The organism is Lacticaseibacillus hulanensis, from assembly GCF_004010095.1.
Lineage (GTDB): Bacteria > Bacillota > Bacilli > Lactobacillales > Lactobacillaceae > Lacticaseibacillus > Lacticaseibacillus hulanensis.
In genome coordinates this window covers 34,406-50,061 of record NZ_RRYD01000020.1, presented here as the reverse complement: position 1 = coordinate 50,061, position 15,656 = coordinate 34,406, and the positions used below count along the sequence as shown (strand labels likewise).

At 53.0% G+C, this 15,656-nt stretch carries 12 protein-coding genes and 1 pseudogene; 4 read left to right on the top strand and 9 right to left on the bottom strand.

Annotated features, from left to right (window positions below):
* Positions 1 to 164: 164 nt before the first annotated feature.
* The 3 genes from EKN00_RS06590 to EKN00_RS06580 all read right to left on the bottom strand — a co-directional run bounded on the left by EKN00_RS06590 (position 165) and on the right by EKN00_RS06580 (position 4,130).
* Entirely contained in the window at positions 165 to 740 is a 576-nt protein-coding gene (locus EKN00_RS06590) for a TetR/AcrR family transcriptional regulator C-terminal domain-containing protein (RefSeq protein ID WP_127849349.1), read from the bottom strand.
* A gap of 141 nt (positions 741 to 881) precedes the next feature.
* Entirely contained in the window at positions 882 to 2,063 is a 1,182-nt protein-coding gene (locus tag EKN00_RS06585; protein WP_127849348.1) for a cation:proton antiporter, read from the bottom strand.
* A gap of 849 nt (positions 2,064 to 2,912) precedes the next feature.
* Positions 2,913 to 4,130, bottom strand: a complete 1,218-nt coding sequence (locus tag EKN00_RS06580; RefSeq protein ID WP_127849347.1) for an MFS transporter — start codon at positions 4,128 to 4,130, stop codon at positions 2,913 to 2,915.
* Positions 4,131 to 4,539: 409 nt separating this feature from the next.
* On the opposite strand from EKN00_RS06580, the gene EKN00_RS06575 reads away from it, so the two are divergent.
* Positions 4,540 to 4,848, top strand: coding sequence for a DUF2628 domain-containing protein (locus tag EKN00_RS06575; protein ID WP_127849346.1), 309 nt, complete (start codon positions 4,540 to 4,542; stop codon positions 4,846 to 4,848).
* 114 nt (positions 4,849 to 4,962) lie between these two features.
* On the opposite strand, the gene EKN00_RS06570 is transcribed toward EKN00_RS06575, so the two are convergent.
* The 3 genes from EKN00_RS06570 to EKN00_RS06560 are packed head-to-tail and all read right to left on the bottom strand — an operon-like array spanning position 4,963 to position 7,760.
* On the bottom strand, positions 4,963 to 6,201 hold the full coding sequence (locus EKN00_RS06570) for an ABC transporter permease (protein ID WP_127849345.1): 1,239 nt from the start codon (positions 6,199 to 6,201) through the stop codon (positions 4,963 to 4,965).
* Positions 6,194 to 7,090, bottom strand: coding sequence for an ABC transporter ATP-binding protein (locus EKN00_RS06565; protein ID WP_127849344.1), 897 nt, complete (start codon positions 7,088 to 7,090; stop codon positions 6,194 to 6,196). Before EKN00_RS06565 ends, EKN00_RS06570 begins: the two co-directional genes overlap by 8 nt.
* A 34-nt stretch (positions 7,091 to 7,124) precedes the next feature.
* Entirely contained in the window at positions 7,125 to 7,760 is a 636-nt protein-coding gene (locus tag EKN00_RS06560; RefSeq protein WP_127849343.1) for a helix-turn-helix domain-containing protein, read from the bottom strand.
* A gap of 441 nt (positions 7,761 to 8,201) precedes the next feature.
* Here EKN00_RS06560 and EKN00_RS06555 point away from each other — a divergent pair.
* A pseudogene (locus tag EKN00_RS06555) lies at positions 8,202 to 10,309 on the top strand (AAA family ATPase).
* A gap of 47 nt (positions 10,310 to 10,356) precedes the next feature.
* On the opposite strand, the gene EKN00_RS06550 reads toward EKN00_RS06555, so the two are convergent.
* The 3 genes from EKN00_RS06550 to EKN00_RS06540 form a co-directional block, all read right to left on the bottom strand.
* Positions 10,357 to 11,748, bottom strand: a complete 1,392-nt coding sequence (locus EKN00_RS06550) for an amino acid permease (RefSeq protein ID WP_127849342.1) — start codon at positions 11,746 to 11,748, stop codon at positions 10,357 to 10,359.
* A gap of 308 nt (positions 11,749 to 12,056) precedes the next feature.
* Positions 12,057 to 12,527 (bottom strand): glutathione peroxidase, encoded by a 471-nt coding sequence (locus EKN00_RS06545; protein ID WP_127849341.1) that lies wholly within the window; start codon positions 12,525 to 12,527, stop codon positions 12,057 to 12,059.
* Between the two features lie 18 nt (positions 12,528 to 12,545).
* Positions 12,546 to 13,118: a GNAT family N-acetyltransferase gene (locus EKN00_RS06540; protein WP_127849340.1), complete on the bottom strand. Its 573-nt coding sequence runs from the start codon at positions 13,116 to 13,118 to the stop codon at positions 12,546 to 12,548.
* A gap of 397 nt (positions 13,119 to 13,515) precedes the next feature.
* Between EKN00_RS06540 and EKN00_RS06535 the strand changes: the two genes are divergently transcribed.
* A complete protein-coding gene (locus tag EKN00_RS06535) occupies positions 13,516 to 14,181 on the top strand; it encodes an EAL domain-containing protein (RefSeq protein WP_127849339.1) in 666 nt (221 codons plus the stop codon).
* Positions 14,182 to 14,215: 34 nt separating this feature from the next.
* Positions 14,216 to 15,565, top strand: coding sequence for a PTS transporter subunit EIIC (locus tag EKN00_RS06530; protein ID WP_127849338.1), 1,350 nt, complete (start codon positions 14,216 to 14,218; stop codon positions 15,563 to 15,565).
* Positions 15,566 to 15,656: the final 91 nt, after the last annotated feature.

Below are 15,656 nucleotides of genomic sequence, written 5' to 3'. Positions count from 1 at the left end.
GCTTCAACCGGCCGCACGGAAAATCCCAGCCGCACGGAACGCGCACCGGCCCCGCCCAGGCGCGGCCCCTATACCACACAGTACCAACCAACTCCGAAACCACTGACGCTGCCGGCCAACAAAAGCAGGTCGGAATCCGGCCTGCTTTTGTGTGGAATATTTTGTTAGGCGATAGACCGGTACTCGTTAATACGGCGCCGACGCAAGAGGACACCGTTGATTTGGTCTTCAATAAACGTCCGTAAAAACTCGTTTTCCTGCTGTGCCGTCCGTGGCTTCAGTGCAGTCATCCAGCGCTGCAACTCGGCCATTACGCCGTCAGCAAGTAGCTCGCGCATGAACTGGCAGTACTGCCCACCGATAGTTACCTGCTCTTCACGGCTAAGGGCCATTAAGCCGTTGCAGATAATATTCTTGAAGCAGTCGCGAACAACCGCTGCGGGCGCGTTCTGCCCTTCAACAGCAAGAATGTCGCGGTAAAAGCGCCGATTATTATCGAAATACTGCACCAATGACTTGAGGACCGCAGTCCAGTTGCCGCTTTGTGTGTGCCCCGTAACGTCGTGGGCATCGTTTTGGTAAATCCAGGCAACCACGTCGTACTTGTCCTTAAAGTGGTCATAAAAAGTCTGTCGACGCAGGTGGGCAGCGCTCATGATGGTAGTCACCGTCACAGCCGCAAAGCCCCGCTGCTCAACTAATTGTTTGGTTGCATCTGCAATTGCGTTTTGAGTATCCATCTGCTCACCTCTTTCGACCCCGGAACGTTGGCCAGAAACACTGCCAATATTCCAGAGCTAAGCCAAATCCATTTATCCCTAGTTTAGCTTTTTCACTTCTCCTAGTCTACCATTTTCACTAACATTTTATAAGCAATTTAATCATCTGCCGGATTCCGGTTCAACCATCAGCGCATCGCCACCACTAAGGGCGTGCTTGAGCATAAATGGTGCAATCAACGTGACCAAAATTATCACCAGAATTATGTCTGAGTAGTAGGCGCTCGCTAACAAGTGCGCCGAAAAGCCAATCTGAGCCGTGATTAACGCCATTTCGCCCCGCGAGATCATCCCGGCGCCAATAATGTACGTACTGCGCCCGGTAAACCCGCTAATGCGCGCTCCGAACCCGCAACCAATTAGTTTGGTCAAAACGCCGAGGACGGTCATGATGATGACAAACGGCAACGATTCCTTCAGCCCGCTAAACGTAACGTCGAGGCCCACACTGACGAAAAAGACGGGAATAAAAACCGCGTACCCAATTGGTTCGATGCTGGCCGCCGCCTGCTGTTTCCAGTCGGTCTGGGCAACGGCAACACCGGCGAAGAAGGCACCCACAGCACCGCTCAAGCTAACAAAATCCGCAAGCCAGGCCATGGCAAAACAAATCACTAAGGACATGATGATGGGGCTGGCCGTCATCAGCACCTTGTCACTCAGCGTCATCAACACGGGAGCAAGCCAGCGCACCAGCGCGTAACATGCGACGAAGAACCCGCACTGCTCGAGTAGTGTCAGCCATAGCGGCGCCGCGCTGCCCGCAGCATCGGCACTACCCATGAGCGCAATCATGATGCTGAGCAGGATAACGCCGATGATGTCGTCGGCCACGGCCGCCCCCAAAATCGTGGCGCCTTCCCGCGTGCCGAGCGCCCCGTATTCTTTGAGCACCTCAACCGAGATTGACACGGACGTTGCCGAGAAAATCACCCCGATGAAGATTGCCTCAAACCAGTTGAAGCCAAAAAAGTGGCTGGCCACACCGATGAGCAGAACTGGTGCAATCACCCCAGAGACCGCCACAATAATGGCCGGCCTCAGGTAACGCTTGAGGAGTGCCAAATCACTTTCGAGGCCACCCAAAAACATCAGCACAATCACCCCAATATCCGCGAACGTGCTGATTAACTGATTTGTGTGAATTAGGCCGAACACCGCCGGCCCAACAAGAACGCCAATCAAAATTTCGGCAACCACGGCCGGCAACCCGAAGCGCCGCGCAAAATGGCCGGCTAGCGTGGTGGTGACGAGTAAAAACGCGAGTGCACCAACAAAGTCCATGTATTCCTCCTAAAGGCTGCTGCAGGGAAGGTCAGCCCAATAGCTATCGGTATCGGTGGTGCGCGAGTCACAGTGCCGCCCCAACGTGTTAATCCCTTCCCAGCAAGGTCAATTTAATTATGTTCGGCGCCAGTGGCTTGTCCAACAGCGCCAACGATTAGTTATGTACCGCGAATTCACGCGGTGACGAGATACAGCGAATCCGCCGCATCTTCATCATATGTGATCAACAAAAAATGGCTGGTCAATCAATATGTGTCCGCCACCACAAAATCGGCAACGGGATTAAATGCGATATGTGAAGTATCTATGTGTTTGTGCATGGTTGCCGGGGATTTTAGCGCCTACTCACTTCACCCTTGCCACCATTGCTATCCTTTAGCATGATGTATCACTTCCCTACGCTCTAAAATACTCAGGTGAAACGATGTGGCTGCTGCCAGCGATTGAGAAATCAAAAATAGCCCCTATGTTAGCGACAATTGCTAGCATAGGGGCTATAAACAAGCGGTACCACCCTGTGTGTGCGCAAACCTCACGACTCACGCCTCAACGCGTTGGCCGAACGACGACATTCGGTTAACGCTGCACGATAATGGGTGCCACCTTTCACTCCGGGACTACCTTCAGCTCGCCGTTGTGCCATCTTCCCAATCCCGATGACTTCCTGATACCAACGTGCGCGCTTACTCTTCCTTTCGTAGTGAAAATCTTATTGATTTCTCATGCACTTAATATAATTCCAATTGGGCCGAAAGTCAACGCAATGCCAAATAAAAAATGGGCGTGGCCAATTCGGTCACGCCCATCTTGTCAACAATGATTGGTTAATAACTCAGGCAAAGCCCGCTACCGGTTGCCTTTCCGCAGCGATGGCTCCGTAAACCACAGAATGATGAAGTTGATGAGCAACATGAACGCGGTCGAAATGAAGACGACGTTGTAATCAAACGCACCGGCAAGCGCGCCACCGAGGAAAGCACCAAACATGTTGCCAAGTGCCTGGAATGATTGGTTCCAGGATAAAATAGCACTGGTCGCCGAGACTGGTGAGTTCTTCGTGAGCAGTGTTTGGATGGTTGGGAACAGTGCCCCATCAGACACACCGACCATGAAGCGCAGCACGCCCAGGGCAACGATGCTGCCGACAAAACCTTGCGGGAAGTACACAAGCACCGCAAACAGGTAACCGCCGATCAGTACCTTCCCCGAGCCGTGCGTATCCCCATACTTACCGAGCCGGGGGGCCATAATGATGTTGGAAATCCCGGGTAACGCGGCAATCACGCCGGCAACAACGGTAATTGGGCCGCGGTAGTGCATTAATTCACGCACGTACAGACTGATAATTGGTGAAATCGAAGCGTTCCCGAGCTGCACAATCAGCGTCGAGCACAACAGGATAATGATGAGCTTGGGGTTGTCGAACTGCTTCAGCAAACCCTCACGCTTTTGCCCCTTTGGCCGTTCAACTGGCACAAAGTATTCTTCAACCAGAACCGCCGACAGCAAACATGTCAGCATTAATAATCCCGCCGTGATGAAGAAGGTGTTGCGAATGGAAAATACCTGGGCAAGAATCCCGCCGATGATTGGCCCCATGAGCATCCCCGACGTTGATCCCGTCACGAGCGTCCCGAGCGCACGGCCACTGTACCGCCGCGGCGTTTGGGAGGCAACGAGTGCCTGCGCGTTAGAGATAAAGCCCGCAAACAACCCTTGGAGCGCGCGGAGCCCAATTAGCATCCACACGTTGGTCGCCAGTCCCATGAGGAACATCGCGAGCGCCGTCCCGGCAGAGGCTCGCAATAACATAATTTTCCGGCCCTTGCGATCAGCTAGGCTACCCCAGATTGGTGACACGATTGCCGTCACCAGAAAAGTCGCGGCGTAGACAAGGCCACTGTAAAACGACACCTGTTGCTTACTAAAATGCCCTAATTGATTAACGTAAAGGGACATGAACGGCATGATTTCGCTGAAGGCAATCCCCGCAACGAAGGTACAGCCCCAGAGCACGTACAAATTACGCCGCCATGGCCCCTGTTCACGCGTTTCGTCGTCCATTCTTTCACCTCCGAAGGTTTGCGCGCAAAATAAAAAGCACTTTTGCGTGCATGGTCAAAATAATTAAATTGAGCAATTAATTCCCACTACTATGTATAACTATTTCCTATATATTAGTAAGCTCCACATTGGATTATGCCACTCCTGCCCGCGAAAGTTAAGGCTTGTTGCGCTCCGGACAGGCAGAGCGCGGGACTTAGCGGCCAAGAATATTATTACCGCAGCCGCTTACTTACGCATGGGCGCGCGCTTTGAGTGGTTGGTCAAAAAACAGCAAACTTTTTGGCCAGTGTTCATGCAAAATAACATTGCATGTATCAATTATTTTGACAATTACTGCTCAAGTCTGACATCGTGCGGCCGTAATCATGCTATACTCAAGCCAATATAACATTGGAGGACGTAAATCATGCACGTTAATTTAACAAGCTCGTACACGGGTGAAACCAAACAGGTAAAGGTTGGTTACTCTTGGACCACCCTCTTCTTTGGCTTCTTCCCCGCCCTGTTCCGCGGCGACTTCAAATGGTTCGCCATTATTGCATTAATTGAGGTGGCGTGTGGCTCGTTCACGCTCGGGTTCGGTGCAACGCTAGTCACCTTTATCTTCAGCTTCATCTACAACGGTCTGTACATCAAGGACCTACTTAGCAAGGGCTTTGCACCCTCATCAAGTGCTGACGAAAGCATCCTGCTCAGCCGCGGTTTTCGGTTCTAAGTTTTATCACCAAATCAAAAAGAGGAGATGGCCGCCCTGCGCTGCAGGGTGCACGTCTCCTCTTTTTGATTACTAATGTTTGCGCGCGTTACCTTCTACCGAGAACCTGCCGACCTACGATTGCGCACGCATGAACGTTAACGTGGACCGCAACGCTTTGCCTAAGCCGCCCTCCTTGTAGACCAGCACATTGGCCTTGTACACCCGAACGGTAAACCAGGTGAACAATCCGAGGAACACCGTGCTGATACCGAGCGCTATCCAGCCCTGCATGCTTGTCGCGAATCCCATCGTGGAACGCACGGGCATAATCGACGCACTCAGGAATGGAATGTAGCTGCCAATGCGAATGATGGCGGAATCCCCCGCTTGTGCGGTAAGCGCCCCGAAATAGCCGAGCAAACCGAGCACCGTGAGTGGCATGACTGCCTGTTGCACCTGCTCCTGGTTAGCAACGAGTGAGCCCGTCAGTGCCGCCAGAACCGCATAGCTAAGTGTGCCAATGAGGAAGAACAGAATAATCTGCGCGCCGTTAACAGATGCTAGCGCGGAGAAGTCGAAATTGGCCAGCATCATTTTGACGATTGCCTGCTTCTGTAGCATCGGCCACGCCGCACCGCCCGCCACCACGTAAACGGCGATTTGGGTGAATAACAGCAGCAGAATCCCCGCTAGCTTGCCGAAGAACTGGGTTGTGGCGCTGACCGACGACAGCAGCATCTCCATAATCCGGGAACCCTTTTCCGTCGCGATTTCTTGAGCCAAAATACTGCCGTAAACCATCATGAAGAGCATCATCAGGATGGTGATTCCCATCGCAATGCCGCGATTAACGGCATCCGTGGATGAATCCTTGTTCACCCGCTTGCCGTCCTTGAAGGCGACCGCCGATTCTTTCAGCTTGGCTGGTGCCGTCAGCTGCCGCAACTGGGCACTGGACAATTGCAGCTGCTGGGCCGCCGACTGCATGCTCATCTGATTCAGCACCGCGGTGATGCCCGCCGTGTCAATCGTCTGGCCACCAACGCGGGTGGTCAAATGCGCACTCAGCGCCGACTTTTCGGCGGCAAAGGTCAGCACCCCGTCCACTTTTTCCTCGCGCAAAGCCTTGTCCGCGGCCGCTTTCGTGTAGGTCTTGGCCTTAACATCGGCCGCCTTCCCGATTGTCCTGGTCACAGCCGGCTGCGTCGTGACCACCGCCAGTTTGGCGTTTTCCGCCGAGTTCCCCATTATGAAGCCGACCCCAATAATGATGGCCGCCAGCAAGATTGGCGACACCACCAGAAATAGCCATGAGCCGCTCCGAACGTTCTTCTTGTACACCTGTTTAGTGACAACCCAAAATTTATTCATGACTAGCACCTGCTTTCATGCGGAATATTTCATCAAGCGTCGGGGGCTGCTGGCTGAACTCGGGAATATAGCCCTTCGCCGTCGCCGCCGCAAAAATATGCTCCCCCGCCGCTGGGTCATTCAACGTAAGCACGTACCGCGCACCATCCGCACGCACACGCTCAACGCCAGCAAACGACGCCAGTTCTTCTGCGCTCAACGGGGATTCAATGAACAGTTTCGTGCGCCCGAAGCTCTGCCTGATTTCTGCCACCGTGCCGCGGAGGACTACCCGCCCCTGCCGCAACATAATTAAGTGGTCAGACAAAGCCTCAACATTGCCCATGTTGTGGCTGGAATAGATAATCGCGGCACCGCTATCCCGCAACATTTTAATTCCGTCTTCCAGAATCGACGCGTTCACGGGATCTAGGCCGGTGAACGGTTCGTCCAGAATCACCAGCTTCGGCATGTGAATCAGGGCCGCGATTAGCTGGACCTTCTGCTGATTCCCCTTGCTAAGGTCCTTCACGCGGTCAGTTGGCTTGCCCTTAACCTGGAATCGATTCATCCAGGGGCCAATCTGGCTGCGTACGTCCGCCGCCTTCATCCCGCGTAGCTGCGCGAAATACATAATTTGGTCTTCAACCCGCATTTTCGGGTACAGTCCACGTTCTTCGGGCAGGTACCCGAGAATGTTGTAGTCGGCACTGGTCAGCTTGTGGCCCTGCCACGACACGGTGCCACTATCGGGATTCATAAAATTCAGAATCATCCGGAACGTCGTGGTCTTCCCCGCCCCGTTTTGCCCAATCAGCCCCATAATCTCACCTGGGCTGACGCTAAAGGTTTCATCGTCAACGGCAACCATCGTGCCAAAGCGCTTGGTTAGGTTTTTAACTTCTAACATTTTCGTCCTCCATCATTGCGGTGCATGTCACCACTTACCATATATTCCACGTCATTCGCATCGGTCCATACTTTAGCCGCCTGTAAACAATGGACCAGCCGAGGCCGCCCAGCCCACCAATCAAAGCACCGATAAATTCGGGACAAAATCCGCGCACACCGTAGATAAGAATCAACACGATGACAATAAGACCAATGCTTAACGCGAGATTGCCCAGGGACATAGTACGGTCCACCCGCTTGCTAGTTAACAGCCGATAGCGCCGGTAACTGGGGCCCACAGAAAATAGGTTGGCAAGAATCGCAGCAGATAACACCAGCGACACTTGGGGACTAAAACGAGATCCCGGCACTCTGAGCGCGTGCAATATTGCAAGCAGAAAGAGCACAATGTCGACCGTAAAAGCGGACAAGTAAACCGTCCGTGCTTCTCGCCGCTGCTGATCCTGCTTCACCAAGTTCGCGGTGGCCGCCTCATCTTCACGGAGCATTTCGTCCAGCGACAGGTGGTACGTCTCCGCTAACGTAATCAGGCTCGTAATATCTGGATAACTACGCCCCGTTTCCCAGCCGGACACAGTTTGGCGACTGACGTGCAGTTCGTCGGCAATATCCTTTTGCGTTAATAAGTTATCACGCCGAATCGCGCGTAGTCGGTCACCAAGTTGCATGAATCTCACTCCCGTTTATTGAATACCAACCGTCGATTTTACGTCGGAACGGTGCGGACGTGGTATAAATATTTTTGTTTTCGCTTACATTGATAATGTACACAAACTGCGCCAGAAAAGCGAGCAACGAGGTGTAGCATTAACATTTTTAGGGCAAAGTTCACCGCCACAACCTTCGACATTTATTTCCTGGGGAATAAAATGGAGGCAGAAACACGGTTAGCACAGATTGCTCCGAGAATTAACAGGGAATCGCTTCGAAAATTAGCACTCTACTTGCACGAGTGCTAAAATCGTGTTACTATACATTATGTAAACAAGAACAATCAATTGGCTCAACGTTTTTCGTTAGTCAAGCAAGTAAATAGACTAGCTCAAAGCGTTGACGGTTCTTGTCGACGCTTTTTTGTTAGCCTATTTACCCTAAGGAGGTTACAGAATATGGCTCAGTTTTCAGACGGATTTTTTAACAACGACATGGATGATTTCTTCAATCAGGTTCTTCGGCACATGGGCAGCGATGGCACCGCGCGTTACAGCGTTAATGGCCACGAAATGACCCCAGAACAGTTCTCGCAGTACCGCGCTACGGGTAAGCTGCCCGATGATAGCGCCAGTGAAATCCCCGTCCAGTCAACCGGTGAAGCTGCCGTCAAAAAAGGCGGCATCCTGGAGAAGCTGGGCCGGAATCTGACGGCCGAAGCGAAAGCCGGTATGCTCGATCCCGTGATTGGCCGGGAGCACGAGATTCAGGAGACGGCCGAGATTCTTAGTCGCCGGACCAAGAACAACCCAATTTTGGTTGGTGACGCCGGCGTTGGGAAGACCGCGATTGTGGAAGGCCTTGCGCAGGATATTGTTGCTGGCAAGGTCCCCGAAGCAATCCGCGACAAGCAGATTTACAGCATCGACCTCTCTAACCTCGAAGCAGGCACCCAATACCGTGGGTCCTTCGAGCAGAACATTCAGAATTTAATCAAGGAAGTTAAGGCGGCCGGGAACGTCATCTTGTTCTTCGACGAAATTCACCAGATTCTTGGCGTTGGTAGTACCGGCGGCGAGGACGGTGGCAAGGGACTCGCTGACATCATCAAGCCCGCCCTGTCCCGCGGTGAAATAACCGTTATCGGGGCGACAACCCAAGATGAATACCGGAACACCATCATGAAGAACGCTGCCCTCGCACGGCGGTTCAACGACGTAACGGTTAACGAGCCAACGCCAGATGACACCTTCAAGATTTTGCAAGGCGTCCGCAAGCTCTACGAACAGCACCACCACGTTCAGTTACCCGATGAGGTACTGCACGCCGCGGTTGATTACTCCGTTCAGTACATCCCGCAGCGTAGTTTGCCCGACAAGGCCATTGACCTGCTGGACATGACGGCCGCCCACCTTGCCGCAAAGCACCCAGCCGAGGACAAGGTTCCCTAGAGAATCGCATCAAGGATTTGAATAAGGCCAAGGACGAAGCGGCAAAGGCCGAGGACTTTGAAAAAGCTGCCGCGCTGAAGAAAGACATCGCCGCGGCCGAAGAAAAACTCCAAAGCGCAAGTAACACCAAGGACGATGTTGTTGCCACCAAGGATGACGTCGCCCAGGCAGTCGAACGGCTCACTGGTATCCCAGTAGCACAGCTCGGTGCTAGTGACATCGAACACCTCAAGGGCATTGGTGATCGCCTTAAGGGCAAGGTCATTGGCCAAGACGAGGCGGTCAACATGGTGGCCCGGGCCATTCGCCGGAACCGTGCCGGCTTTGATGAAGGTAACCGGCCAATCGGTAGCTTCCTGTTCGTCGGCCCAACCGGGGTCGGGAAGACCGAACTGGCCAAGCAATTAGCCTTAGACCTATTCGGCAGCAAGGACGCCATCATTCGCCTCGACATGTCCGAATACAGTGACCGTACCGCCGTTTCCAAGCTGATTGGGACCACTGCGGGTTATGTCGGCTACGATGACAATAGCAACACCTTAACGGAACGCGTTCGCCGCAATCCGTACTCCATCGTACTGCTGGACGAAATTGAAAAAGCCGATCCGCAAGTGCTCACCCTCTTACTGCAAGTGCTGGACGACGGCCGCCTGACTGACGGCCAGGGCAACGTGGTCAACTTCAAGAACACGGTTGTCATCGCCACCTCCAATGCTGGTTTCGGTAATGAAGCCCTCACCGGCAAGAAGGAAGCGGACATCGACTTGATGAAGCGGCTCGCCCCTTACTTCCGTCCAGAATTCCTCAACCGGTTCAACGGGATTGTGGAATTCAGTCACCTGACTAAGGACGATTTGGGCAAGATTGTCGACTTACTGCTGGCAGACGTCAACAAGACGCTGGCGAAAAAGGACATCACCCTCACCGTCAGTGATGACGCGAAGGCATGGCTAATCGAGCAAGGTTACGACGAGGCCATGGGTGCCCGCCCACTGCGCCGCGTCATCGAACGCGAAATCCGTGACCGTGTCACCGACTTCTACCTCGACCACCTAGACGTGAAGAAGTTAAAGGCCGAACTGGTTGACGGTAAAATTGAGATTAGTGCTGCATAGTTAAAAAGCGTGATTCGCAAACTTTTCGTTTGTGAATCACGCTTTTTTTAATTGATATCCGTTGGGACACTACTTGCCTTATTTTTGGTCACCAGCGCAATGATACCGGTAAACCCGACGGTCCACACGAGGCCACCAATTGCCGGCAATACCCCGTCTCCGGTAATAAAAAGACTCAGGTAGATTGCCGCAAAGAACCCGATTACCAGTGGACTGGTGAACTTGTAGCCCGGCATCAGGAAACCTTGGGGGTCAAAATCAGCAGACTGACGGTATTTCCGGTGTGCTAGCATTGTCAGCAGGTAAACAATGATGTAGAGGTCACTTGAAACACTGGTAATGAACGTAAAAGCATTGCTAATTTGCGGGAGCGCGTTCAGGATTGGGCCGATAAGTACCAGTGCAGCGGAGAACAGAATGCCACGCGCCGGTACCCCTGTGCGGCTAATCTTGTGGAATCGCTGCATGAACTTGCTGTTGGGTGAGTCGAGTGCCAGCTGGTAAAAATGGCGCCCAGCAGAATACATGTAGGAGTTCAGCGCGGATGCCGCAGCGGTAAGCACCACGAAGTTGATTACCGCCGCCGCGGCCTTGAGTCCCGCAAGCTGGAACACCTGCACGAACGGGCTCTGGGTCGGATCGAGGCTGTTCCATGGATAAATCGCCATGATGACAACGATTGCCCCAATGTAGAAAATCAGCACCCGGTAAATGATTTCGTTAATGACTTTTGGCAACACTTTGCGCGGATTCTGGGTTTCACTAGTAGTGATACCAATGAATTCCATCCCCTGGAACGCAAAGAAGACCATCGGGAAAGCGGCGACGAAACTCGCAAAGCCGTTCGGGAACATTGACAGGTGGTTCGTAATGTTACCAAAGCTGGCGTGGCCAATCGGCGTTTTGAAATTCATGAACACCATTGCCAGCCCAACGATAATCATGACGACAATGGCCGTAACCTTGATCATTGCAAACCAGAACTCCGCTTCGCCAAACAACCCGACGGCAATCAAGTTAATCGAAACCAGAATCGCGAGCACGCATAACTGAATTGTCCACGTGTGCCAGCTCGGGAACCAGAATTGGACGTACTTGGAGACTGCGGTTAGTTCCGCCATGGCCACGAAAATAATGCCCAGCCAGTACGTCCACCCCGCAAAATAGCCAACCTGCGGGCCTAGGTACTTTTTAATGAAGGAAATGAACGTGTGCTTTTCTGGGTCGTGGTACATGAGCTCACCAATCGCCCGCATCATGAGAAAGAAGATAGCACCAAGAATTCCGTAAACCAGCAGAATCGACGGTCCAGTCTTCATGATGGAATTGCTGGCACCGAGGAACAACCCCGTCCCAATCGTGCCGCCAAGCGCAATCATCTGTACGTGCCGTTTGGTTAATTCACGTTTGGTGCCGTCCGCGTTCTGCTTACTTGCCATGTGTTGCTCCAATCTGGGCTCCCCTGCAATAACTCTGCAGCAAATCCCCACTTTTTGTCGTTTTTGATTCGTTACTTTACATAGTACCCATTGAGCACCGGCTCCGGCAAGCCGCCCAAAAGCGCGTAAGGCCGGCAAAGCCCGCGGTTATGGGATTTGGTGAATACTATGAAACTTTTCTGGCTTTCAGTGAATTTTGTTCACGTTAAGCGTAGTCCGCCATTTTCCCCGGCAGGAGCAAATCCTGCACTACCGCTGAAATCGCCGCACAAAAAAACGCCAGGCATCTCTACCTGACATTGCTCAACTTACTTCAGTGCATCCTGGATTGCTGGTTCAATTTTTTCCGGCGTTGTCACTGGGGCAAATCGCTTCAGGACCGTACCATCACGGCCGACGAGGAACTTGGTGTAATTCCACTTGATGGCGCCACTATTCGTTGACTGCTTCAGGAACTGCCACAGCGGGTGCGTCTCCTTACCGTTCAGGTGCATCAACTGGGTCAGTGGGAACGTCACGCCGAAGTGCACCTGGCAGTACTCGACCGTGTCCTCGCCGTCCTTTAGCTCCTGGTGAAACTGATTTGACGGCGTGCCGATAACCACCAGGCCGTCCTTGCCGTAACGCTGGTACAAGTCTTCGAGCCCCGTTAGCTGTGGTGCCAGGCCACACTTGCTGGCGGTGTTCACAATTAACAGCACCTGCCCGCGGTAATCAGCTAGTGAGATTGGCTTGCCACTCATTTCGGTTAAAGTGAAATCATAAATCGAATCTGTCATCACTACTACCTCCTCAGGTTAGTATGTTGCGTTTGCCGTTGCTTGCTTCTGCGCATATTCATCGGCGGTAATCGCGGCGACGACGCTGGTAACCGCCACGTCGCCATCCATCCGGTCATTGCGCAGCCGGCCTTCGATGTGCATGCCGAGCTTCTCCAGCACACGCCCCGAGTTGTGGTTCCGGGAATCATACATCGCTTCAACCCGATTCAGATTCAAGACGTTGAAGCACAAATCCAGCAGCGCGGCCGCAGCTTCCGGCGCGTAACCATTGCCCCAGAATCTTCTGGTGATCAAATAGCCGATTTCGGCCTTCCGATTCTTCTCATCCAGGTGCACTTCCACCGCACCCGCAAACTGATTCGTCTTGCGCAGCACAACGGCGTACTTACCGAGGGGGTCACCCATCCAGTAATCCGCCATACCGTCCAGTGTCGCGTCCATATTGGGGTAATGGATGGTGAACCGATTATTCTCGGGGTCGCTACCAATCCGGTAAAAATCTTCGGCATCCGCCAAACGCACCGGTCGCAGCAACAGCCGCTGTGTTGTGATTTCCTGGTGCTTTAACAGTTCCACCTTCAGTGACATGTGCCCACCGTCCTTCCTGTTGGTATCATTCTAAGCCTATTCTGGGTGAAATGCATGACAGTTGCTTACTTTTAATCAATAACGTCCGTTGTCGTTGTGCAAGTCCGCTTCGTGCTAGGATCATGAACCCCATCAGTGTGCCTTAATCCCCGGCAAATGTTCGGCTTTTTGCAAAATAGACAAATTGTGCGGTCACCAACAAATATATTTTCATTGGGCATAATCATATAACAATTATCTAACTGAGGCCAACAACGGATACCGTGCCGTGTTCGTATATCTATGCTGTTATCTTATCGCTTCGAGAACAATAATACGTGACAAAACCCAATCGCTTTTCGCCTCATTCTATTGTATATTTACTTGTGAATAGCTTACGTAAAGGGGGGAATTCGCTATGATTCGGTTCTGGGGACAGGATAAATATTCGGAACGTGAACTAATTGGATATGAATTATTCCTGCGCGAATATACCGACGGTCAGTGGCGTTTCCCCAAGGACTTCGGTAAGTTCACCGCGCAAGAATTCGCCGACCTGCTCATCGCCACCATTGAGGCTCTGCCCACGGGTGTCCAGCTGGTGTCGATTAACCTAGACCAGCCGGAGTTTATTGATTCCTCTTATATAGAAGAACTTGGTCGGGCGCAACGTGTCTGTTCCGACATGCAAATCGTGGTGGAACTGACCGAACGGCCCGCCGGCGCAACAATCACGCAGCTAATCGATGCCGCATCCGCGTACAAGCTGCAGGATTTATGGGTGTGCCTCGATGATGTCGGCACCGGCGCGAACCAAATCGACCTCGTGCAGGCAATGTCCCCTTACGTCATGGAGTACAAATTTGCCCTGCAGAATTACCACAACAAGCGTGATTTCGCCACCCTGGTCAGTCCACAACTGCAATTCTGGCGTGAGCAGGCCGAAATTAACAACGTGTTTTTCGTAATTGAGGGGTTTGAGACTGAAACTGACCTGAAAGTTGCAGCTAATTATCATGCTGAGATTGTTCAGGGGTATTACTACGCCCGTCCACACCTGATTCAGATTAAGAGCCAAGTGTGACCACTAAGGAGGTGAACCCCACTTGGGGGCCTGAATGCAAAAAAACGCACGATTTCGGCGCCACATTATCGCAGTGGGCGACGCCTTAAGTGACATGGTCATGCCCAACATTGGGGCCTTCATTGCGTGGGGCCTGATGCTGTCCATGTTCGGTAAAACCGGCTGGTTCCCAAACACTGACCTAGCTACCCTCGTCACCAACTTGGGGCACTACCTTCTGCCAATCATGATCGGCTACACCGGAGGCAAAATGACGGGTGGTCAGCGTGGCGGGCTGGTCGCCAGCATCGCTACCCTTGGTCTCATCACCGCCATGCAGGACCTGACACTTCTGGGTGCGATGATTATTGGACCGCTATCTGGTTGGATAACGCACTACATGGATGAGGAATTCCGGCGGCACGTGCGCCAGGGCTTCGAACTCATCGTCAACAACTTCTCTGCCGGCTTCTTGGGCATCGGCATGAGCCTTGTTGCGTACTTCGGCCTGGCGCCCATCATTTCCTGGATGAGCACCGCACTGGCCCTCGCCGCCAACTGGCTAATTAACATTCACCTCATCCCCCTGGCCAACGTCATCGTTGAGCCGGCCAAGGTCTTGTTCCTGAACAACGCCATCAATCACGGCCTGCTCAACCCCTTGGGCAAGGAGCAGGCCGCACACCTCGGACAGTCAATCTTATTCTTGATTGAAACCAACCCCGGACCGGGGCTCGGCATCCTAATGGCGTATGCAATTTTCGGTAGCGGCACGCCGAAGCGCTCAGCACCCGCCGCAATTGTGATTCATTTTCTCGGTGGGATACACGAAATCTACTTCCCCTACGTTCTGAAACACCCAACCATGTTCCTGGCGGTAATTGCCGGGGGCGTGACGGGGACATTCACGTTCAACCTCCTGGACATTGGGTTGCGCGCAGACCCCGCGCCTGGTTCGATTATTTCGATTCTGCTCCTCACTCCGCCAAGTCTGCACAGTTACCTCGGGGTGCTGGCTGGTGTGGCCGCATCGACCATCGTTTCCTTTGCCGTCGCCGCCGCACTGATGCCGCACGTATCGGTCGAGCTGAAACAAAGGACGACTGATCTAGCGGCCAAAAACAACGGCGCGCTCCACATCATCGTCACCGGGACCGCCGGCATGGGGTCGCCCGCGATGGGGGCCCGCATCCTGCAAAACCAGCTGCAACAGCGCGGAACGAAAAACTTCTCCGTGACCACCGAACCAATCAGCGAGCTGCACGATACGCGTGGCGCCATCATTTTCGTCCGCAACGATTTAGTTGAACTGGTTAGGGACCAGGCACCCGACGCCCAAGATATCATCGGCGTTCAGAACTACCTGCGCGCCGAACAGTACCGTCACTTCTCGATTGCACACTAATCCAAAAAAACTCGCAGTGAGAACACCATTGCCTCACTGCGAGTTGCCCAATTACAATTTGAATTATTCTTGAACCCGGCCATGCTCGACC